Here is a 19,664-nt window from a genome sequence, read left to right on the forward strand (position 1 = left end):
TTAAAGTGGGGTGAGTAGCATGTTCATGGGAGAATATCAACATTCTATTGATGCGAAAGGCCGAATGATTGTTCCTGCAAAGTTTCGAGAATCACTAGGAGAACACTTTGTAATAACACGCGGGCTAGATCAATGCATTTTTGGATATCCTATGGATGAATGGCGAAAACTCGAAGATAAATTAAAGGATTTACCGATGACCAAAAAAGATGCACGTGCATTTGCGCGGTTTTTCTTTTCGGGGGCAACAGAAGTAGAAGTGGACAAGCAAGGCCGAATTAATATTCCATCTACACTGATTGGATACGCTAATCTTGAAAAGGAATGCGTAATCTTAGGTGTATCGAGTAAAATAGAAATTTGGGCGAAAGAATCTTGGCAACAATACTTCGAGCAATCGGCTGAATCATTTGATGAAATCGCAGAAAATCTGATTGGCTTTGATTTTTAGATTTAAAAGATGAAGAAATTAGAATTTTGGTCACTATTACATGTCCGACATGAACTTTTAATCCGGGTGTAATAGTACCGACACGTAATTGAATTAATATTAAGAGGTGCTTCAAACTATGTTCGATCATACAACCGTATTATTGAAAGAAACTGTTGATGGGTTGAACATCAATCCGGATGGTATTTATGTAGACTGCACATTAGGTGGTGCAGGACATAGTGAGTACCTTGTACAACAATTGTCAGAAAAAGGCCGTTTAATTTGTTTTGATCAAGATACAACGGCTATTGAAAATGCAAAAGTACGATTAGCCGATTATTTGGATCGCATTATATTCGTACACTCAAATTTCCGCTATTTAAAAGAAGAGTTACACAAACTGAACATTCATCAAATAGATGGAATTTTATATGATCTAGGTGTCTCGTCACCACAACTTGATACACCTGAACGCGGATTTAGTTACCACCATGATGCTCCGCTCGATATGCGAATGGATCAGACTGCAGAACTGAGCGCATATCATGTTGTGAATGAATGGTCATACGAAAATCTAGTACGTATTTTCTTCCGCTACGGCGAAGAAAAGTTTTCGAAACAAGTTGCGCGCAAAATTGAACAAGCCCGTGAAATTGCTCCTGTTGAAACGACAGGTCAATTAGTGGAGCTTATAAAAGATGGTATTCCAGCCCCAGCACGTCGCAAAGGTGGACATCCTGCAAAACGAATTTTCCAGGCTATTCGAATTGCTGTAAATGATGAATTAGGCGCAGCGGAAGATTCTTTAGTAGATGCAATCGATTTATTGAAAATTGGTGGTCGTATAAGTGTGATTACATTCCACTCATTGGAAGACCGCTTAACAAAAACACTATTTAAAGAGGCTTCATCACTGCCGGATTTACCTCCCGGATTACCGGTTATTCCAGAGCATATGAAACCAATACTTAAATTAGTGTCAAGAAAACCGATTTTACCGTCAGACGAGGAGTTAGCTGCGAATAATCGTTCACGTTCAGCAAAATTGCGCATCGCTGAAAAAATTAACGATAAAGGACGTGGGTAAAAAATGGCAGTAAGAGCAAGACAAACTTATATACAACAGCAGCCAGAACTACCTCAACATCAGCAGCAGGAACAAAGACTGCCGGTGCAGCCGAAAAAACGAAAAGCAAAGTATTTTTCGGCCCAGGAAAAGTTTTTGTTCCTAGTATTTGCAATCGTAGTAGCATCTTTCGCTATTTCCATATTACATACTCAAGGAGAAATCCAAACACTCAGTATGGAAATCCAAAAAATCGAACGCGACATAACTGAAGTCAATAACAATAATACAGATTTAAAAGTACAAGTAAGTGAACGCTCCACTCACCAACGTATTTGGGAAAAAGCGAAAGAACTCGGATTAACACTAAATGAGAAAAATGTGAAAGTAGTGCCGGGAGAATGAAAAAGAGAAGATTTCGTTACCAGATAGGAGCCTTTCTAATGTTTATATTCTTTGGAGGGCTCTTTTTACTATTATATTGGCGTTTTGCATCAATTCAGGCGACAGGAATGGTAAAAGGGCATGAATTAGAAGAAGAAGCATTATCAAGGTACGAAACTGGTTATGTGTTATCGGCAGACCGTGGGAAGATTCTGGACCGCAATGCAAATGTAATTGCCGAAGATACATTGAGTTACCGTCTTGTAGCGGTAATTAAAGAATCGGCAACAGAAAACAAAAAAAATCCAAGGCATGTCGTCGATAAAGCGGAAACAGCAAAATTATTGGCACAATATATACCGATGGATGAAGAGAAAATTTATGAACGGCTAAACCCTTCCAAAGATTTATATCAAGTCGAGTTTGGACTGGCAGGGCGCGGCATCAGTCATGAAGTGAAAAAGAAAATTGAAGAGCTGAATCTGCCTGGGATTCTATTATATAGCGATAAAAAACGCTATTATCCTAATGGTGCATTTGCCTCCCATCTTATAGGCTTTGCTTTGCGTGAAACTGACGATGATGGAAATTCATCGGTTGTCGGGAAAATGGGGCTTGAATATATTTATGACAAGCAATTAACAGGGACCGATGGGAAGTTAACATACCAGCGTGATGCCCGTAACTATTTATTGCCAAGCAGCGATAAAGTAATACAGGAAGCACAGGATGGAAACGATATTTATTTAACAATCGATAAAACAATCCAAAACTTCCTGGAAGAAGCAATGACACGTGTTAATGACGAGTATAAGCCACAGTCTATGGTTGCTGTCGTTGCGAATCCGAAAACAGGAGAAATATTGGCGATGTCACAACGGCCAACATTCAATCCTGATACGCGTACAGGCTTAGATGGGAACTGGCTAAATGATGTCGTGGAAAATACGATTGAACCAGGTTCTACATTTAAAACATTTACAGTAGCAGCCGCAATCGACTCCGATAACTGGCATCCGAATGCGACTTATCAATCTGGACAGTATAAAGTTTATAACGATACAATACGAGACCATAATCGATACGGCTGGGGGAGAATTTCCTATTTGGAAGGCATACAGCGTTCTTCAAATACGGCGATGACGAACTTGCTTGATATTATGGGATGGGAAACGTATGAAAGTTATTTAAAGGAATTTGGATTCGGCCAAAAAACAGGCATTGATTTACCGAATGAAGCGAGCGGCATTATTAACTCGCGCTATCCTTTAGAAAAGTATACGACAACATTCGGTCAAGGTTCGACTGTTACACCGATACAGTTAATTCAAGGAGTAACCGCAGTTGCAAATGACGGAAAAATGATGCAGCCATATGTAATCGATAAAATTGTTAATCCGAATACTGGTGAGGTTTTAGTAGATTCGGAACCTACTATAAAAGGTGAACCGATTTCGGCAGAGACAGCACAGAAAACACGTGAAGTTCTAGCTTCTACTATTTACGGAGAAGCAGGGAATGCGAAACGTTTCGAAATTGAAGGCTATAAAGTAGCAGGGAAAACAGGGACTGCCCAAATGCCGAAAGCAAACGGTATCGGTTATGACTGGGGTAAAAATGAATTCCTTTATTCGTTTTTAGGAATGGCTCCTGCAGAAGATCCGCAGCTGGCTGTATTTATCTCAGTTGCAAAGCCAAAACTAGGTGCAACCGAAATAGGTTCTGACCCAGTTTCGCAAGTGTTCAATTCAGTTGTTCTAAACAGTTTGAAATATATGAATATTAATCCGTCGGACGTAGCGGAAGTCGAAACGACAAAGATTGACGATTATGTAGGTGAGCAGACAGATACAGTCATGACTCAACTGGAGGCAGAAGGACTGATACCGGTAATAATTGGTCAAGACGGAGAAATTACAGAACAGTTCCCTGCAGCGGATTCATCATTAACAAGTGGAAGTATCGTGTTCTTAAAGACCGATGGAGAAATTACATTACCATCGTTTAATAATTGGTCATTACGTAATTTACTTGTCTATAAGTCACTATCTAAACTGCCAATTGAAATTGTTGGGGAAGGCTATGTTGAAAGCCAAAGTGTATCTCAAGGGACGCCGATAACGGATGATTCACCAATCGTTGTCAAGTTGAAAACCCCTGAGGAAATGCATTTGACTCCGCCGGCAGAGGATATGGAGCTGGAAGACGAAGAATTTAGTGAAGAACCGCCACAAGATTAGAGAGATTTGAATACAAACTTCATCTTTAACATACGTTGTTTTAGGTGAGGTGTCATATTATGAAATGGGTAACTACAAAATCTAAAAAACGTTTAACATGGATCGCCATCGCACTTGTACTATACGGCGTGGCGATTTTTGTTAAACTAGTATCCGTTCAAATTATTCAGTATGATGAGCTTTCAACGAAGGCAAAAGAAAATTGGGACAGGGAAATTCCGTTCCATACACAGCGAGGCGAAATTACTGACCGTAACAACGAAGTAATCGTAACGAATAAACTTGCCCCGACTTTGTACTTCATGCCTTCACAAAACGAAGATAAAGAACAAGCAGCAGATGCCATTGCAAACGTAATCAATAAAGATCGAGCCAAAATATTGGAAAGACTGCAGCAACGGGTATCTCTAGTGAAAATTGCGCCAGAAGCAAAGAACATTACTTATGAGCAAGCGGAAAAAATTCAGCAGCTTCAAATTCCGGGCTTATACAGTGGTGTCGATTATGTAAGGTCTTATCCACACGGTAATTTGCTCGCGCGCTTTTTAGGGTTTACAGGTGCCGATAACCAGGGTTTGGCAGGAATCGAGTACGAGTATGATGAACTATTAAAAAGCTCGGATGCGGCCATTCGGTTATTTACTGATGCGAAGGGGAATGCATTGGAGCATGTAGATGATGAATGGAAAGACGGAAAAGATGGAGCGACAATACAGCTGACAATTGATTTAAAGCTTCAGAAAATTGTCGAGCGAGAATTATCGCAGGCGATGCTGGAGTATGATGCAGATCAGGCATTGGCTATTGCCATGAATCCAAACAGTGGTGAAATACTGGCACTTGCATCATTTCCGACATATGATCCGACGAAATTTTCGGAAGTGGAGCCAAGTATATATAACCGCAACCTTCCTGTATTTATGTCCTATGAGCCAGGTTCCACATTCAAAATTATTACCCTCAGTGCTGCTATTGAAGAAGGTGTAGTCAACATGGAGGAAGAACACTTTCATGATCATGGCTATACAATGGTCGAGGGAGCACGATTACGCTGTTGGAAACGGGAAGGCCATAAAGACCAGACATTTTACGAAGTTGTACAAAATTCCTGTAACCCAGGATTTGTAGAGCTAGGGCAACGAGTAGGTTCAACAAAGTTACTTGAGTATATTCATAAATTCGGGTTCGGGAAAAAAACAGGCTCGAACATTGCTGGAGAATCATCAGGCATTTTATTTTCGAAAGAAGCATTTGGCCCGGTAGAGCATGCTACGACCTCTTTTGGTCAAGGTGTGTCCGTTACGCCGATTCAGCAGATGCAGGCGGTGTCAGCAGCAATTAATGGCGGTACATTATATACACCATATACGGTCTCGAAAATACTGGATTCCAAAACAAACGAAGTCATTATGGAACAAGATCCGGAAGCGAAAGCCCAGGTCATCAGTGAAGAGACTTCGGAAAAAGTACGTCATGCATTGGAGCTTGTAGTTGCGAAAGGTTCTGGTCGCCAGGCATTTCGTGACGGCTTACGCATCGGAGGCAAAACAGGGACAGCTCAAAAGGTTGAAAACGGTCGCTATAAAGACGGAGACTACATTGTATCGTTTATCGGTTTTGCACCTGCCAATGACCCGGAAATTATTGTCTATGTTGCGATTGACAATCCAAAAAGTTCATTGCAATTCGGAAGTGTTATCGCTGCACCGATTGTAGGCCGCATTATTGAAGATGCAGCACCACTGTACAATATCGAAAAGCAAAAAGATCAAATAGAACGGAATTACGTTTGGGGCGATGAATTGACGGAGCGTACTCCAAACTTTATTGGAATGACCAAAGAAGAAGTAATTCCACACTTATATCCTTATAAAATCGAATGGCACGGAGAAGGTGATAAAGTGATTCAGCAAGTTCCGTCAGCTGATAGCCTCATTCACCAAAGTGGTAGTGTTCATTTATATTTAGGGAATTAATTTGAATTTCCATCTTTCAAAATGCAACTAAAACAACTATTATAGTGAAGGACGTTTTTTCACAATAATAACTAGAGGTCGTAACCGTTGAAAATCAAACGTTCCACCATATTCAGACAGAAGTTTTAAAGGAGATATATTATGACATTATCAACAACATTGACCATACTCTTTTCATCATTTTTAGTAACGGTCATTTTAGCACCAGTAGGAATCCCTCTTTTACGCCGATTGAAATTCGGGCAAAGCATACGTGAAGAAGGCCCTCAATCACATATGAAAAAAGCAGGAACACCTACAATGGGTGGATTAATTTTCTTGTTAGCCATTATTATTTCGACAATTGTAGTCGCAATGATTTTCGACTTGTTTACAACACAAACGATAGTACTATTACTTGTTTTAGTTGGATTTGGCGTAATTGGCTTTTTAGATGATGGGCTGAAAGTAATTTTTAAACGTAATTTAGGATTGACTTCCCTTCAAAAATTAATAGGTCAAATCGCAATTGCGATTGCAGCGTTTTTACTATTACGTTTAGGTTCATTTGATACATCTCTAGGAATTCCGTATACCGATGTATCGATTGATTTAGGAATCCTATATGTTGGGTTTTTAATTTTCTGGCTAGTAGGTTTTTCAAATGCAGTCAATTTAACAGATGGCTTAGATGGACTCGTATCAGGAACGGCTTCAATCGCATTTGCTGCATTCGGTGTTATTGCATTATTTAACGAGCAAGCCGATATCGCCTTATTTGCATTTGCTGTAACTGGTGCATTACTAGGATTTTTGATCTTCAATGCAAACCCGGCAAAAGTGTTTATGGGAGATACAGGTTCCCTTGCGCTTGGCGGTGCATTGGCAATGATTTCGGTATTGGTAAAACAAGAATTGCTGTTACTGTTAATCGGTCTTGTATTTGTTATTGAAACATTATCCGTTATTTTACAAGTAGGAAGCTATAAACTGCGTAAAAAACGTATATTCAAAATGAGTCCGATTCACCACCATTTTGAATTATCGGGCTGGTCAGAATGGAAAGTCGTACTTGTATTTTGGTCAACTGGATGTATCGTAGCACTTATAGCAGTATTAGCGGAGGCGTTATTATGATGGAATATGAAAGATTACAAGCTAAAAAAGTACTCGTTTTAGGATTGGCGAAAAGTGGTGTAGCGGCTGCCGAGCTTTTGCATCGGTTGGGTGCATTTGTAACAGTCAATGATGCAAAACCATTTGATGCAAATTCTGAAGCACAGGAGCTTTTATCGAAAGGAATTACCGTAATTTGTGGACGACATCCAGAAGATTTACTTGACGAAGGTTTTGAGCTTGTCGTAAAAAACCCCGGCATTCCATACACAAATCCAATCGTTGCCGATGCGATTGCAAAAGGTCTACCTGTTATTACAGAAATAGAACTTGCCTATTTAGTAAGTGAAGCGCCATTTATCGGTATTACCGGTTCGAATGGTAAAACAACAACGACAACTTTACTTTTTGAAATGCTTAAAGTCGGCCGTTTAAAACCATTAATCGCCGGGAATATTGGAACCGTTGCTTGTGGTGTTGCAGCAGAAGCAAAAGCAGATGAAGTCATCGTTACGGAATTATCATCGTTCCAGTTAATGGGGACGCGTGAATTTAGACCCCATATTGCAATTTTGACAAATCTGTATGAAGCCCATTTAGATTACCATGGAACGTTTGAAGAATATGCGGAGGCTAAATTTGGTGTCACACGCAACCAAACAGCTGACGATTATTTTATCTATAATGCCGATCAGGAAGTTGTCGCAAAATATGCTCAAAAATCAAAGGCAAAACTCATTCCATTTACGACAAAAGGTCATGCAAATGAGGGAATCAGTGCAGATAAAGAAAACATTTATTGGCAAGGCGATGCAATCTTAAAACGTGATAATATTGTATTGCCTGGAGAGCATAATTTAGAGAATATTTTATGTGCTGTGGCAGCGGCGCTACTGCAGCAATGTCCCGTTGAAGCGATTGAAGAAGTTTTAGGAACATTTGCAGGGGTACGTCACCGTACGCAGTTTGTCCGTGAATGGCAAGGACGTAAAATCTACAATGATTCAAAAGCAACTAATGTACTGGCAACGAAAAGTGCCTTGGCTGCATTTGAACAACCGATCGTATTATTGGCCGGCGGATTGGATCGCGGGCATTCGTTTGAAGAACTTCGTAAAGAAATGACACGTGTAAAAGCAGTTGTCGCGTTTGGCGAGACTGCACTTCGCTTTATCGAATTTGCAAAATCATGTGGCATTACGAATATTGTGCGTGCAATTGATGTTGAAGATGCAGTCGGTTACGGAGCAAAAATGTCGGAAGAAGGTGACATTATTTTACTGTCACCGGCATGTGCAAGCTGGGATCAACATGCGAGCTTTGAAATTCGAGGCGACTTATTTATTGATCGTGTCATGAAACTTTCATAAGAAAGGATAGTTACACTGTCGCAAAAAAATCAACAGTATTTCATGATCAGTGCGATTGTATTGTCGCTTATTGGCATTCTCTTTATTTTTTCTGCAGGTACATATTGGGGGAATGTTCACTATGATGGACAAACCCCGTTTTACCTGAAGCAGGCAATCTATTTCATCATTGCACTTATCATTTGTGCAGCAATTATGAACTGGGAGTTTTTACAGCAACCGAAAGTGTGGAAAATTTTTTATATCATCTCACTTGGTTTACTTGTTGCTGTACTTATTCCGGGTATCGGGATTGTCCGAAACGGTTCGCAAAGTTGGATCGGAATCGGTCCTTTAACGATACAACCGGCTGAAATTGCGAAAGTTACGACAATTATTTATATTAGTGCATTATTAACAGAGCGGAAATCGTATGAGCGCATTGTTCAAGTGAAGCATTTTCTCATTTTGATTCTTCCCGCAGCCTTAATTATGCTTCAGCCTGATTTCGGTGCTGTCTTTATTTTAGTTGTAGTTGTTTTAATTATATTATTTATTGCACAATATCCGTTGCGTTTATATGTAGTCCTTATCACGTTAGGAATTGGCGGTCTTGCAGGGTTAATTATTGCGGCTCCATATCGTCTTAAACGAATCGAAGCATTTATCAATCCTTGGGCAGACCCGCTAGGAAGTGGCTTCCAGGCAGTACAATCTTTATTTGCGATAGGTCCGGCTGGCTTGTTTGGACATGGATTATTAAAAAGTAGACAAAAGTATTTATACTTACCGGAACCGCAGAACGATTTTATCTTTGCAATTATTTTAGAAGAAATCGGACTTGTCGGTGGAATGGGACTGCTGCTTATTTTTGCGTGCTTTTTAATTCTTGGCTATCGTTTGGCATTACAATGTAAGCATGTATTTCATTTTTATGCGATATGTGGACTTACAACGATGATTGCAGTACAGGCAGCACTGAATATAGGGGTAGTTATTAATTTATTGCCAGTAACCGGTGTAACACTGCCATTTATAAGCTATGGCGGAACATCGCTGGTAGTTGTCTGGGTAACAGTAGCCCTTATTTTAAATTTCTCTTATGAAAGAAGGAAGGAGTAGGGATAATGGAAAAAGTAATCGATATTACAGAACGAGTACCCGCTATGAAAAAACGCAGAAGACGCCGTACAAATTTTAAATTTTTAGCACTAGTGACGATTTTTCTTTTTATCATTATCATCCTTCTTTATTTTCAATTACCTTATAGTGATATAAAGAAAATTGATATTAAAGGGGCAGCCCTTAAGGAAGATACGTATTACATCGATCAGTCAAATCTAAAAATCAATGATTCGTTATGGGGCTTTAAAATTTCGGAAGTGGAGCAGGCAATTGCACAGCATGAATGGGTAAAATCCGTTACTGTCGAAAGGAAATTCCTAAATGAAGTTCAAATTACAGTAGAGGAATGGCAAAAAGTGGCATATATTTCACAAGACGGGGAATTTTACCCTATGCTCGATAATGGCATTGTTTTTGAAGAATCCAATGAAATTGTCCCGATCGATGCACCGATTTTTCGGGACTTTGAAAATGAGACACTTCGTAAAAAGCTTTTAAAGGAACTTGCGAATCTAAAGCCGGAAGTGCTGTCGCTCATTTCACAAATTAATGCAAATCCTACAGAAGCGGACCCGTATTCAATTACGCTTTTCATGAATGATGGCTATGAAGTACGCGCTGATGCGAATACTTTAGCAGAAAAATTAAACTACTATCCATCAATTATCGCCCAAATTGAAAGCGAGGACGTTTCTGAAAAAGGGATTGTAGATATTGAAGTTGGTTCATATTACCGACCTTTTTCAGATGAATATACACTCATAAAAGAAAACACTGAAAAAACTGAAGAGCCTGCAGAAGAAACAGAAAATGCGGATACTGAGGAAGGGGGGCAACTGGAAGAACAAAATGAAGAAGAGCCAGAATGATAACAGCAGGCAGCCGAAGAAAAAATCAACCTTAATTTCGAAAAAGTATGGCGCTATACTAATTGTATGCGTAATCACAGGATTTATTATCGGCTTTTCCTATAATTTATCAAAGGACAAGCGTACATTAAGTTCGGCCTCTCCCCAGTTTGAACAGGAAAATCAGTACATGGAAGATTTGACTGGAAAACAGGAAAGAAACAAAGAGCTTGCAGATGAGTTGGCCCAATTAGAGGAGAAAATTCGGATGTATGAAAAGCAGTTTTCTTCGAACGAAACGCAATATGAACAGAACCGTCAAGATGCTGAACAATTGCGGCTGTTATTAGGACTAACAGATGGAATTGGACAAGGGATCACAATAACACTGCAAGATGGTGATTATAATCCGAAGACGACCAACCCAAATGAGTATATTGTGCATGAAAGTCACATATTTAAAGTATTAAATGAATTAAAAATTGCAGGTGCCGAGGCAATTTCGATTAACGGGCAACGTTTGAAACCAAACTCCTACATTGTCTGTAACGGTCCTGTCATTACAATTGATGGACAACAGTACCCTGCACCATTTGTAATCGAGGCGATAGGTAATCAGGATGTACTTATTTCTTCGTTAGAATTAACAGGGGGAGTATTTGACCAATTATTAAATGAACAAATTGTCGTTACATTGGAAACAAACGATTTAATTGAAATGAAAACAGTCAGCGATGAATAAGGCATAAGATCGGAGGGAAGATGATGACGAAAAAAATGTACCGTAATATTACAATTATCTCGTTCATCATCGGCTTTATGCTCGCAGTGCAGTACAACACTGTTCAAAATCCGACTGAAAGAACGACAGTCGATATTTGGGAAATTCGTCAGCAATTATCTGAGGAACAGGAGCGGCATTCCGAAATGCTTACCGCAATAAGCGAATTGTCCGAAACAGTAAGTAAATATGAGGATGCAGAATTTGATAATCCGGAAGTACTATTGCAGCAAACAGTTGATCAACTAAAAGAACGTGCAGGAATCTTGCCAGTTGAAGGGCCGGGGTTAACATTAACAGTTGGCGCTTCGCCCGAATTAATGGGGTTAGGCTATGAAATAAAGCCTGTATCCCCCGAACTGTTAATTCGGCTGATAAATGATTTAAATCGCTATAATGCCCGGGCGATTGAAGTGGATGACAAACGTTTAAGCTACAATTCGGCCATTCGCGATATTAATGGAAAAACGACGATCAATAGTGAACCGATTCAAAATACTGATATCGAAATAAATATTATTACGTTTACGTATGAGCAAGCCGAAAAAATGAAAAACCATTTGCTTGCATCTTCATTCCAGGATGAGTTTTATATTGATAATCTAGTATTGACGATTCATGAAGCAGAGCAGAATATACAAATTGATTCAGTTGCATCTGTACCAAGAATTAAGTATTTATCAGAAAAGTAGAAGGGGATGCGAATATGTGGTTACCACTTTTAGGTCTAATATTAGGTGTGGTATTAGGAATTTTAACAGATATTCAAATTCCATCTGTTTATGAAAACTATTTATCCATTGCTGTGCTGGCGGCTCTCGATACAATGGTCGGCGGTATCCGTGCGTTATTGCAACAAGTTTACGATGACAAAGTATTTATTTCCGGATTTTTCTTTAATATAATTTTAGCAGCGGGACTGGCTTTTCTCGGTGTCCATATAGGGGTCGATCTGTATTTAGCCGCTATTTTTGCATTCGGAGTTCGACTGTTTCAAAATATCGCAGTCATTCGTCGGCTATTATTGACAAAATATGAGAACAGTAGATTGAAAAAGGAGGAAAACTCTTAACAATCACGTTAAAATATCATTACAATTTATCGTTTTACTTAGACAATCAACGAAATTTACAATAGAATGAACTATAGGAGTAATCGAAGGAGGTGCAGAAAGTTGAATCATCAAGAAATTTATGTTTCTCTCGATATTGGATCATCTTCAATAAAGGTCCTGATCGGAGAAATGAACGGTGATCAATTGCACGTAATTGGTGTAGGTCATGTGAAATCAACAGGGATAAGAAAAGGTGCAATAGTTGATATAGATGCAACTGTACAGTCCATAAAAAAAGCTGTAGATCAAGCAGAGCGAATGACTGGTATTAATATAGAAGAAGTGGTGCTTGGAGTTCCTGCAAACCAGACAGTTTTACAACCTGTCAAAGGGGTTGTAGCGGTAAACGGTGAAGACCGGGAAATCACGGATGATGATTTAGCTAGAGTAATAGACTCTGCACAGGTAATGTCGATTCCACCAGAGCGAGAGTTAGTAAATTTAATACCTAAACAATTTATCGTGGACAACCTAGATGAGATTAAAGACCCGCGTGGTATGATTGGCATTCGTTTAGAGATGGATGCGACAATGATTACGACATCCAAGACGCTTGTACATAATGTTTTAAGATGTGTAGAACGTGCAGGCTTGCAAATTCGTGAGATTTATCTACAACCATTAGCAGCAGGTAATTTTGCGCTGACGGAAGATGAAAAAAATCAAGGAACTGCTTATATCGATTTAGGCGGCGGCTCGACAACTGTTGCGGTATTCAAAGATGGACTGCTGACAAATACAGCTGTGATCCCGGTAGGCGGAGATCATATTACGAAAGATTTATCGATCGTATTAAAAACACCGACTGAACAAGCCGAAAAAATCAAAAAGCAGTATGGACATGCCTTTTACGATGATGCTTCCGATGAACAAACATTTGACGTTCCTGTTGTTGGTACTGATACAACAGATCAATACAGTCAACGCTTCATATCAGAAATTATCGGAGTACGTTTAGAAGAGTTATTTGAATTAGTATTGGATGAACTAGCACGTATGGGGGTACAGGATTTACCAGGTGGTGTCGTCATTTCTGGCGGGGTAGCACAGCTGGAAGGAATTGCCCAGCTGGCGCGACAAGTAATGTTAACGCGTGTTCGCATTTATACACCCGATTACATCGGTGTACGTGAACCGGCCTTTACAACGTCGGTAGGTTTAATTCGCTATGCAAATGCAGAAGACGAATTTTACGGAAGAAGCGAGCCGGTACCAGCTTCTTCATATGCAGCACCTTATCCTACTCAACCAACTCCTTCTAAAAAACAATCAAATGTGCCGGAGAGAGTAGAAAGCGCAAATAAAGTAAGTGTGATTGATCGCGCGAAAAACTTATTAAACAAATTTTTCGATTAATACGAAAATGAATGACGTGAACAATTAGGAGGAGAAGAGATGTTAGAATTTGAAACGGATGTTGAACAATTAGCCGTTATTAAAGTAATCGGCGTTGGCGGAGGCGGTAACAATGCCGTAAACCGTATGATTGAACATGGTGTACAAGGTGTAGACTTTATCGCTGTTAATACAGATGCGCAAGCTTTAAATCTATCAAAAGCTGAATATAAACTACAAATTGGCGGTAAATTAACACGTGGACTTGGTGCAGGGGCAAACCCTGAAGTAGGAAAAAAAGCTGCTGAAGAAAGTCGCGAACAATTGGAAGAAGTATTACGTGGTGCCGATATGGTATTCGTAACTGCCGGTATGGGCGGTGGTACTGGTACAGGTGCAGCACCGGTAATCGCTTCAATCGCACGTGATTTAGGTGCATTGACAGTAGGTGTTGTAACACGTCCGTTTACATTTGAAGGCCGTAAACGTCAAACTCAGGCAATCGGCGGTATTACTTCAATGAAGGAAGCGGTTGATACTTTAATCGTTATTCCAAATGATAAGTTACTGCAAATTGTAGATAAATCAACACCGATGCTTGAAGCGTTCCGTGAAGCCGACAATGTATTGCGTCAAGGTGTACAAGGTATATCTGACTTAATCGCAACACCTGGTTTAATTAACCTGGACTTTGCCGATGTAAAAACAATTATGTCCGATAAAGGTTCTGCATTAATGGGTATCGGGATTGCAGCAGGTGAAAACCGTGCAGTAGAAGCAGCTAAAAAGGCAATTTCTTCTCCATTACTGGAAACATCTATCGATGGAGCAAAAGGTGTTATTATGAACATTACAGGCGGAACGAACTTAAGTTTATTTGAAGTTCAGGAAGCGGCCGATATTGTACAGCTTGCTTCAGATGAAGAAGTAAATATGATCTTCGGTTCGGTAATTAACGATAACTTAAATGATGAAATTATCGTAACGGTAATTGCAACAGGTTTCTCGGATGACTTTATTATTCAAAAGCCACAGCCTGTACGTCCATCAATCGGTGCTCGTCAACAAGCTGCAACAAGCTCAACTCAACAGCAACAACAGCAGCCTGTACGTTCACAAGATCCAGTGCAGCAAGAAGCGCCACGTCAAACACAACAAACAAACTATCAGCAGGACGATGCATTGGATATTCCGACATTTTTACGCAATCGTCGCAATCGCTAATAGTACAAGTTTTCATAATATGAAAAACGATTATTTACATTTTTATGTGAATAATCGTTTTTTTTTAGTTTAAGAGATTCTTAAGAAATGTGTTGCTTTATGCATGTATTGGAGTGAAAAGAGCTGAATAAATTTTGTGCATCTTATTGGAACTTCCTCATATCCCCTTGTTACACCTTAACTTTCCTGCCACCAACTTTTTGTCGATTGGATTTGAATAGCGTAACTATATGTCATACGATTCTTCCAAATTTATGCAACGGTTAGACAAATATCTCTAGGGAGCTTTGATAATCTTATTTACAGGAGGACAATACATGTATGCAGAGTGGATTCTTTTAATGAACTTTTTAATGAATCTCGTACTACTAAAATTTACCGCAACTATAACATATACCATCATTCCAATTTGGAGATTACTATTAGGTGCCTTTTGTAGTGCGCTGATTGCTGTGTTATTTATAGGAAACATATTCATGTTGCTTGTAAGTTTCATCGTACTACTAGGGATTGCCTTTTCATTTAAATGGAAAATTTTTCGCGAACAAGGGAAGTGGATTGTAGTCGCTACTTTGCTCGCAGGTGGATTAATAACAGCAATTCAACCATTTTTGCTTGCATCTCCGTTTTTCGTTTATATTTTTATATGTTTCGGCATAGTATGTATTAGTTTGACAGTGATGAAACAAGGCTGGTTTCAAAAACTGCAGAATGTTGCACAAAGTCGTTATGTAACGACAAGCAAAGTAGAACTATTTGAACATCAAATGGAGCTCGTAACATATATCGATACCGGAAATGAAGCTACTGAACCTTTGAGTCAGGCACCGGTCCATTTTATATCGTTTAAATCAGTTCAATCGATGTTACCAGATGAATTTAGTGAATGTCTGCTCAAATGGAATGAGCAGGAGCCTTACTCATTGACAATGTTTTCAAAGGAAATACAGAAAAGAATACGTATTGTTCCTATTACAACGGTCCAAAAAGGCACATTACTCGTACCGGCCTTTCGTGCCACAATTGTCATTCAGAATAAGACGTATCCAAATCACTATGTTGTATTTACGAAAAATGATGCGCGATTTCCGCAAAATGCACAAATGATTGCACATGTGTTTGTCCTAACGAATTCATAAGGGAGGATCGATATTGCTTAAAAAAATTCAATCGATAATTGTAAACATACTAAGCTACTTTAGAAGAAAAAAAGGGACATACTATATAGGGGGACATGATTCATTGCCTATTCCATTAACTAGAGAAGAAGAAGTTGTCGTAGTCGAAGCATTTATGAATGGTGACTTGCATGCCAGAGATATGTTAATTGAAAGAAATTTACGTTTAGTCGTTTATATTGCAAGACGTTTTGATAATACAAGCACGCCGATTGAGGATTTAATCAGCATCGGTTCAATTGGCCTTATTAAAGCGATTGAAACATTCAATTTGGATAAAAACATTAAATTAGCGACATATGCATCACGCTGTATTGAAAATGAAATACTGATGCATTTACGAAAGACGAGCCGCATGAAAGGCGAGGTTTCCTTTGATGAACCGTTAAATGCGGATGCAGACGGCAATGAACTATTACTTTCAGACATATTAGGGACAGAAGAACATATAATAACACTTGATGTGGAACGTAAAATTGAACGTCAGCATATGTTTAATGCCATTAATCAGCTGACACCTCGTGAAAAATATATTATGGAATGTCGTTTTGGTCTAAACGGAAAAGAAGAAATGACTCAAAAGGAAGTAGCGGACCATTTAGGTATTTCACAATCTTATATTTCAAGATTGGAGAAAAAAATTATTATGGATTTACGTGAATTCTTGAACGAACCAATTGCATAAGATGGTTAAATTTGGCGCGCATAGCGACGACCATTTCGGACAAAATGATTGAAAAGACAAAAGACAATCTAGTTCGGAAGGTGAAGTTGGATGCGTACAAAAGTCGAATTATGTGGTGTGGATACATCTACATTACCAGTACTGAAGCCAGATGAAATGAAAGATTTATTTATACGATTACAGCAAGGAGAATGGATTGTTCGAGAGCAGCTAGTTTTCTGCAATTTACGATTAGTGCTCAGTATTGTCGGCCGTTATGCCTATCGTGGCGAACAGGCAGATGATTTATTCCAAGTAGGATGTATTGGTTTATTAAAAGCGATTGATAATTTTGATTTAAAGCATAATGTTCGATTTTCAACATATGCTGTACCGATGATTATGGGAGAAATCCGCCGCCACCTGCGCGATCATCATGCATTGCGTGTGTCTCGTTCATTGCGTGATATTGCATATAAAGCGATGAAAGCGAAGGAGCAATTTATTGCGGAACATTTAACAGAACCCACAATCGAACAATTGGCACAGGCAATAGAGATGAAAAAAGAGGATGTATTGTTTGCACTTGATGCAATTCAAGACCCGATGTCACTGCAGGAACCGATCTATTCCGATGGTGGCGATGCAATCTTTATGATTGACCAAATTAAAGATAAAGTAACAGAAGAGCATTGGGTCGGCTCGATTTCATTGCAAGAGAGTATGAAAAAGCTAAATAGCAGACAAAAAATGATTATAGAAAAGCGCTTTTTCCTAGGTGAAACTCAAACGGAAATTGCTCAGTCTTTAGGTATTTCACAGGCTCAGATATCAAGATTGGAAAAGAGTGCGGTAGAATTGATGAAACGGGATTTCCGTTAAATAGATAGAAATTCTGAGGGACTGTCCAACACGTAGGGCTGTCCCTTTCATCATAATTTCATGATGTTTAAATACTTGTAATGAGGTAATTGTAATTAAATGATACAGAGAGGATGGAGGAATGCGGTTTTCATCCGTTCAGGAAAAGGAAATCATTGAGGCGACAAGCGGAAAATTTATCGGTTATATTGTAGATGCGGAAGTGGACGAAAAAGAAGGTGCCATTACTGCATTTATAATTTCCCCGCCCAAAAAGTTTTACCACTTATTTCAAGGGGAAGAATTAGTTAAGAAAATTCACTTTAGTAATATACTCACAGTCGGAAAAGATGTCATCTTAGTGAAGTCACCCGATGAATAGTTCACGCTATTCATTGAAAATTAAACTATCACTTGATACAATGAGAGAAACTATTGTTGTAAAGTTGGGAAAAAAGTGACGAAAATCATAGAAAACTTAAAACAGATTCAACATCAAATAGAAATTGCAAAACAACGTGTTAATGCACAACAGACAGTCGAAATTATTGCTGTGACTAAAGAAGTAGATGTTAACCGGACAGATGAGGCAATAGAGGCGGGTCTCATCCATTTAGGAGAAAATCGTCCGGAAGGTTTATTAAATAAGCTAGATTCGATTAACTCGGCTGTTTCCTGGCATTATATTGGTTCATTACAGACGAGAAAAGTAAAGCAAGTAATTGATCAGATTGACTATTTACATTCTCTTGATCGATTAAGCCTGGCAGAAGAAATTGAAAAAAGAGCAACAAAACGAGTGAAATGTTTCGTACAAGTAAATGTTTCCGGTGAAGAATCAAAACATGGCTTAACGAGAGAACAAGCGCTTGATTTTGTAAAGCAGCTTGAGCAATTTCCAAAAATTGAAGTAGTAGGTTTAATGACAATGGCTCCTTTTACAGAAGATGAAACGATGATTAGACAAGTGTTTAAACAGTTAAAACAATTGCAACAAGAAGTGTCACAATTGAATATTCCAAATGTACCTTGTACTGAATTATCGATGGGCATGTCAAATGACTACGAAATTGCAGTTGAAGAAGGGGCAACATTTGTTAGAATTGGAACAGCTCTTGTTGGTTAAGGAGGATTAATATGAGCATTAAAAATATTTTTGACAAGTTCTTTTATTTAGAAGAAATAGAAGAAGAATATGCTCCTGCCCAAACGCAAACAGCGCAAAAACAAGCACCAAAAGCAGTTCAAAATGAACCACAGCAATTTTACCAGGATTATGGACAAAAGCAGCAACCACAACTCATTCAAAATCGAATGAAGAAGGAGCGTAAAATGCAACAGCAACCACCACGCAATGAAGTCGTGATGCAAAATCATAACAATGTTGTGAGCCTTCAAGCTGCGTCTTCATCGAAGAATTCAAAATTAGTGTTATTAGAACCACGTGTATATGCAGAAGCACAGGATATCGCTGAACATTTAAAAAATAAACGTGCTACCGTTGTCAATTTACAGCGTATCGACCGAGATCAAGGGAAGCGAATAATCGATTTTTTGAGCGGAACAGTGTATGCTTTAGGTGGAGATATTCAGCGTATTGGAAATGATATTTTCTTATGTACACCAGAAAATGTAGAAGTATCAGGAGAAATTTCTAATTTAACGTTCGAGTAATTAAATTTTGTGAGGTAAAAACATGATTCTATTTTCAATTGTATCAACAGCATTTCTTGTTTACCGTTTTATGCTGATTGGATACATATTAATGTCTTGGGTTCCGGCACTGCAAGAATCGGCTGTTGGTCGTTTCCTGGAAACAGTATGTGAACCGTATTTAGGATTCTTCCGTAAGTTCATTCCACCGATTGGTATGATTGATATTTCACCAATTGTTGGGTTATTCGCGTTAGTATTTATCGAGCGAGGCGTCTATAGCGTCCTAGCATTTTTCTTATAATATAATTGAACTCCTGCAAATGTAGGAGTTTTCT

21 protein-coding genes are annotated in these 19,664 nt (G+C 38.9%); all 21 read left to right on the forward strand.

Annotation, left to right across the window (positions count from 1 at the left end; translation table 11 throughout):
* Positions 1 to 19 precede the first annotated feature (19 nt).
* The 21 genes from mraZ (at position 20) to MHH37_RS04640 (ending at position 19,630) form a co-directional block, all read left to right on the forward strand.
* Positions 20 to 451, forward strand: a complete 432-nt coding sequence (gene mraZ, locus MHH37_RS04540) for a division/cell wall cluster transcriptional repressor MraZ (protein WP_014824545.1) — start codon at positions 20 to 22, stop codon at positions 449 to 451.
* A gap of 118 nt (positions 452 to 569) precedes the next feature.
* Positions 570 to 1,520: a 16S rRNA (cytosine(1402)-N(4))-methyltransferase RsmH gene (rsmH, locus tag MHH37_RS04545; protein ID WP_342575215.1), complete on the forward strand. Its 951-nt coding sequence runs from the start codon at positions 570 to 572 to the stop codon at positions 1,518 to 1,520.
* Between the two features lie 3 nt (positions 1,521 to 1,523).
* Positions 1,524 to 1,904, forward strand: a complete 381-nt coding sequence (gene ftsL, locus MHH37_RS04550) for a cell division protein FtsL (protein WP_008403403.1) — start codon at positions 1,524 to 1,526, stop codon at positions 1,902 to 1,904.
* Positions 1,905 to 1,942: 38 nt separating this feature from the next.
* Complete coding sequence (locus MHH37_RS04555) at positions 1,943 to 4,123, forward strand: penicillin-binding protein (protein ID WP_342575218.1); 2,181 nt, start codon at positions 1,943 to 1,945, stop codon at positions 4,121 to 4,123.
* Between the two features lie 59 nt (positions 4,124 to 4,182).
* Positions 4,183 to 6,099, forward strand: coding sequence for a penicillin-binding transpeptidase domain-containing protein (locus tag MHH37_RS04560; protein WP_340797980.1), 1,917 nt, complete (start codon positions 4,183 to 4,185; stop codon positions 6,097 to 6,099).
* Between the two features lie 141 nt (positions 6,100 to 6,240).
* A complete protein-coding gene (mraY, locus tag MHH37_RS04565) occupies positions 6,241 to 7,215 on the forward strand; it encodes a phospho-N-acetylmuramoyl-pentapeptide-transferase (RefSeq protein ID WP_342575220.1) in 975 nt (324 codons plus the stop codon).
* Positions 7,212 to 8,564, forward strand: a complete 1,353-nt coding sequence (murD, locus tag MHH37_RS04570; RefSeq protein WP_014824541.1) for a UDP-N-acetylmuramoyl-L-alanine--D-glutamate ligase — start codon at positions 7,212 to 7,214, stop codon at positions 8,562 to 8,564. The genes mraY and murD overlap by 4 nt, the downstream gene beginning before the upstream one ends.
* Before the next feature lie 42 nt (positions 8,565 to 8,606).
* Positions 8,607 to 9,665, forward strand: a complete 1,059-nt coding sequence (locus MHH37_RS04575) for a putative peptidoglycan glycosyltransferase FtsW (protein ID WP_008403397.1) — start codon at positions 8,607 to 8,609, stop codon at positions 9,663 to 9,665.
* Between the two features lie 5 nt (positions 9,666 to 9,670).
* Positions 9,671 to 10,537 carry an FtsQ-type POTRA domain-containing protein gene (locus tag MHH37_RS04580; protein WP_342575221.1) on the forward strand — a complete coding sequence of 289 codons (867 nt, stop codon included), beginning with the start codon at positions 9,671 to 9,673 and terminating at the stop codon, positions 10,535 to 10,537.
* Complete coding sequence (locus MHH37_RS04585; protein ID WP_342575223.1) at positions 10,518 to 11,258, forward strand: DUF881 domain-containing protein; 741 nt, start codon at positions 10,518 to 10,520, stop codon at positions 11,256 to 11,258. Before MHH37_RS04580 ends, MHH37_RS04585 begins: the two co-directional genes overlap by 20 nt.
* Positions 11,259 to 11,281: 23 nt before the next feature.
* Positions 11,282 to 11,989, forward strand: coding sequence for a DUF881 domain-containing protein (locus MHH37_RS04590; RefSeq protein WP_342575225.1), 708 nt, complete (start codon positions 11,282 to 11,284; stop codon positions 11,987 to 11,989).
* 14 nt (positions 11,990 to 12,003) lie between these two features.
* The gene (locus MHH37_RS04595; protein WP_087615474.1) at positions 12,004 to 12,369 is read left to right on the forward strand and encodes a small basic family protein; all 366 of its coding nucleotides are present in this window, start codon (positions 12,004 to 12,006) and stop codon (positions 12,367 to 12,369) included.
* Between the two features lie 102 nt (positions 12,370 to 12,471).
* Entirely contained in the window at positions 12,472 to 13,767 is a 1,296-nt protein-coding gene (ftsA, locus tag MHH37_RS04600; protein WP_008403392.1) for a cell division protein FtsA, read from the forward strand.
* A gap of 39 nt (positions 13,768 to 13,806) precedes the next feature.
* A complete protein-coding gene (gene ftsZ / locus MHH37_RS04605; RefSeq protein WP_008403391.1) occupies positions 13,807 to 14,970 on the forward strand; it encodes a cell division protein FtsZ in 1,164 nt (387 codons plus the stop codon).
* 317 nt (positions 14,971 to 15,287) lie between these two features.
* Positions 15,288 to 16,109 (forward strand): sigma-E processing peptidase SpoIIGA, encoded by an 822-nt coding sequence (locus MHH37_RS04610; RefSeq protein WP_008403390.1) that lies wholly within the window; start codon positions 15,288 to 15,290, stop codon positions 16,107 to 16,109.
* Positions 16,110 to 16,122: 13 nt separating this feature from the next.
* Positions 16,123 to 16,833 (forward strand): RNA polymerase sporulation sigma factor SigE, encoded by a 711-nt coding sequence (gene sigE, locus MHH37_RS04615; protein WP_008403389.1) that lies wholly within the window; start codon positions 16,123 to 16,125, stop codon positions 16,831 to 16,833.
* A gap of 90 nt (positions 16,834 to 16,923) precedes the next feature.
* Entirely contained in the window at positions 16,924 to 17,694 is a 771-nt protein-coding gene (gene sigG, locus MHH37_RS04620; RefSeq protein WP_008403388.1) for an RNA polymerase sporulation sigma factor SigG, read from the forward strand.
* Positions 17,695 to 17,815: 121 nt separating this feature from the next.
* Positions 17,816 to 18,055, forward strand: coding sequence for a YlmC/YmxH family sporulation protein (locus MHH37_RS04625; protein ID WP_008403387.1), 240 nt, complete (start codon positions 17,816 to 17,818; stop codon positions 18,053 to 18,055).
* 75 nt (positions 18,056 to 18,130) lie between these two features.
* On the forward strand, positions 18,131 to 18,799 hold the full coding sequence (locus MHH37_RS04630; protein ID WP_342575229.1) for a YggS family pyridoxal phosphate-dependent enzyme: 669 nt from the start codon (positions 18,131 to 18,133) through the stop codon (positions 18,797 to 18,799).
* A gap of 11 nt (positions 18,800 to 18,810) precedes the next feature.
* Entirely contained in the window at positions 18,811 to 19,347 is a 537-nt protein-coding gene (locus MHH37_RS04635; protein WP_008403385.1) for a cell division protein SepF, read from the forward strand.
* 22 nt (positions 19,348 to 19,369) lie between these two features.
* Positions 19,370 to 19,630 carry a YggT family protein gene (locus tag MHH37_RS04640; RefSeq protein ID WP_008403383.1) on the forward strand — a complete coding sequence of 87 codons (261 nt, stop codon included), beginning with the start codon at positions 19,370 to 19,372 and terminating at the stop codon, positions 19,628 to 19,630.
* Positions 19,631 to 19,664: the final 34 nt, after the last annotated feature.

This window comes from Solibacillus sp. FSL K6-1781 (genome assembly GCF_038630735.1).
Taxonomy (GTDB): domain Bacteria; phylum Bacillota; class Bacilli; order Bacillales_A; family Planococcaceae; genus Solibacillus; species Solibacillus silvestris.

Excerpts from the sequence above, each read along its gene's own strand:
- ftsZ (WP_008403391.1), top strand. The coding sequence starts at position 13,807 with ATGTTAGAATTTGAAACGGATGTTGAACAATTAGCCGTTATTAAAGTA.
- MHH37_RS04590 (WP_342575225.1), top strand. The coding sequence starts at position 11,282 with ATGACGAAAAAAATGTACCGTAATATTACAATTATCTCGTTCATCATC.
- sigG (WP_008403388.1), top strand. The coding sequence starts at position 16,924 with ATGCGTACAAAAGTCGAATTATGTGGTGTGGATACATCTACATTACCA.
- MHH37_RS04595 (WP_087615474.1), top strand. The coding sequence starts at position 12,004 with ATGTGGTTACCACTTTTAGGTCTAATATTAGGTGTGGTATTAGGAATT.
- MHH37_RS04610 (WP_008403390.1), top strand. The coding sequence starts at position 15,288 with ATGTATGCAGAGTGGATTCTTTTAATGAACTTTTTAATGAATCTCGTA.
- mraY (WP_342575220.1), top strand. The coding sequence starts at position 6,241 with ATGACATTATCAACAACATTGACCATACTCTTTTCATCATTTTTAGTA.
- rsmH (WP_342575215.1), top strand. The coding sequence starts at position 570 with ATGTTCGATCATACAACCGTATTATTGAAAGAAACTGTTGATGGGTTG.
- murD (WP_014824541.1), top strand. The coding sequence starts at position 7,212 with ATGATGGAATATGAAAGATTACAAGCTAAAAAAGTACTCGTTTTAGGA.
- MHH37_RS04640 (WP_008403383.1), top strand. The coding sequence starts at position 19,370 with ATGATTCTATTTTCAATTGTATCAACAGCATTTCTTGTTTACCGTTTT.
- MHH37_RS04575 (WP_008403397.1), top strand. The coding sequence starts at position 8,607 with ATGATCAGTGCGATTGTATTGTCGCTTATTGGCATTCTCTTTATTTTT.
- MHH37_RS04625 (WP_008403387.1), top strand. The coding sequence starts at position 17,816 with ATGCGGTTTTCATCCGTTCAGGAAAAGGAAATCATTGAGGCGACAAGC.
- mraZ (WP_014824545.1), top strand. The coding sequence starts at position 20 with ATGTTCATGGGAGAATATCAACATTCTATTGATGCGAAAGGCCGAATG.
- MHH37_RS04555 (WP_342575218.1), top strand. The coding sequence starts at position 1,943 with ATGTTTATATTCTTTGGAGGGCTCTTTTTACTATTATATTGGCGTTTT.
- ftsL (WP_008403403.1), top strand. The coding sequence starts at position 1,524 with ATGGCAGTAAGAGCAAGACAAACTTATATACAACAGCAGCCAGAACTA.
- MHH37_RS04585 (WP_342575223.1), top strand. The coding sequence starts at position 10,518 with ATGAAGAAGAGCCAGAATGATAACAGCAGGCAGCCGAAGAAAAAATCA.
- MHH37_RS04580 (WP_342575221.1), top strand. The coding sequence starts at position 9,671 with ATGGAAAAAGTAATCGATATTACAGAACGAGTACCCGCTATGAAAAAA.
- MHH37_RS04635 (WP_008403385.1), top strand. The coding sequence starts at position 18,811 with ATGAGCATTAAAAATATTTTTGACAAGTTCTTTTATTTAGAAGAAATA.
- MHH37_RS04560 (WP_340797980.1), top strand. The coding sequence starts at position 4,183 with ATGAAATGGGTAACTACAAAATCTAAAAAACGTTTAACATGGATCGCC.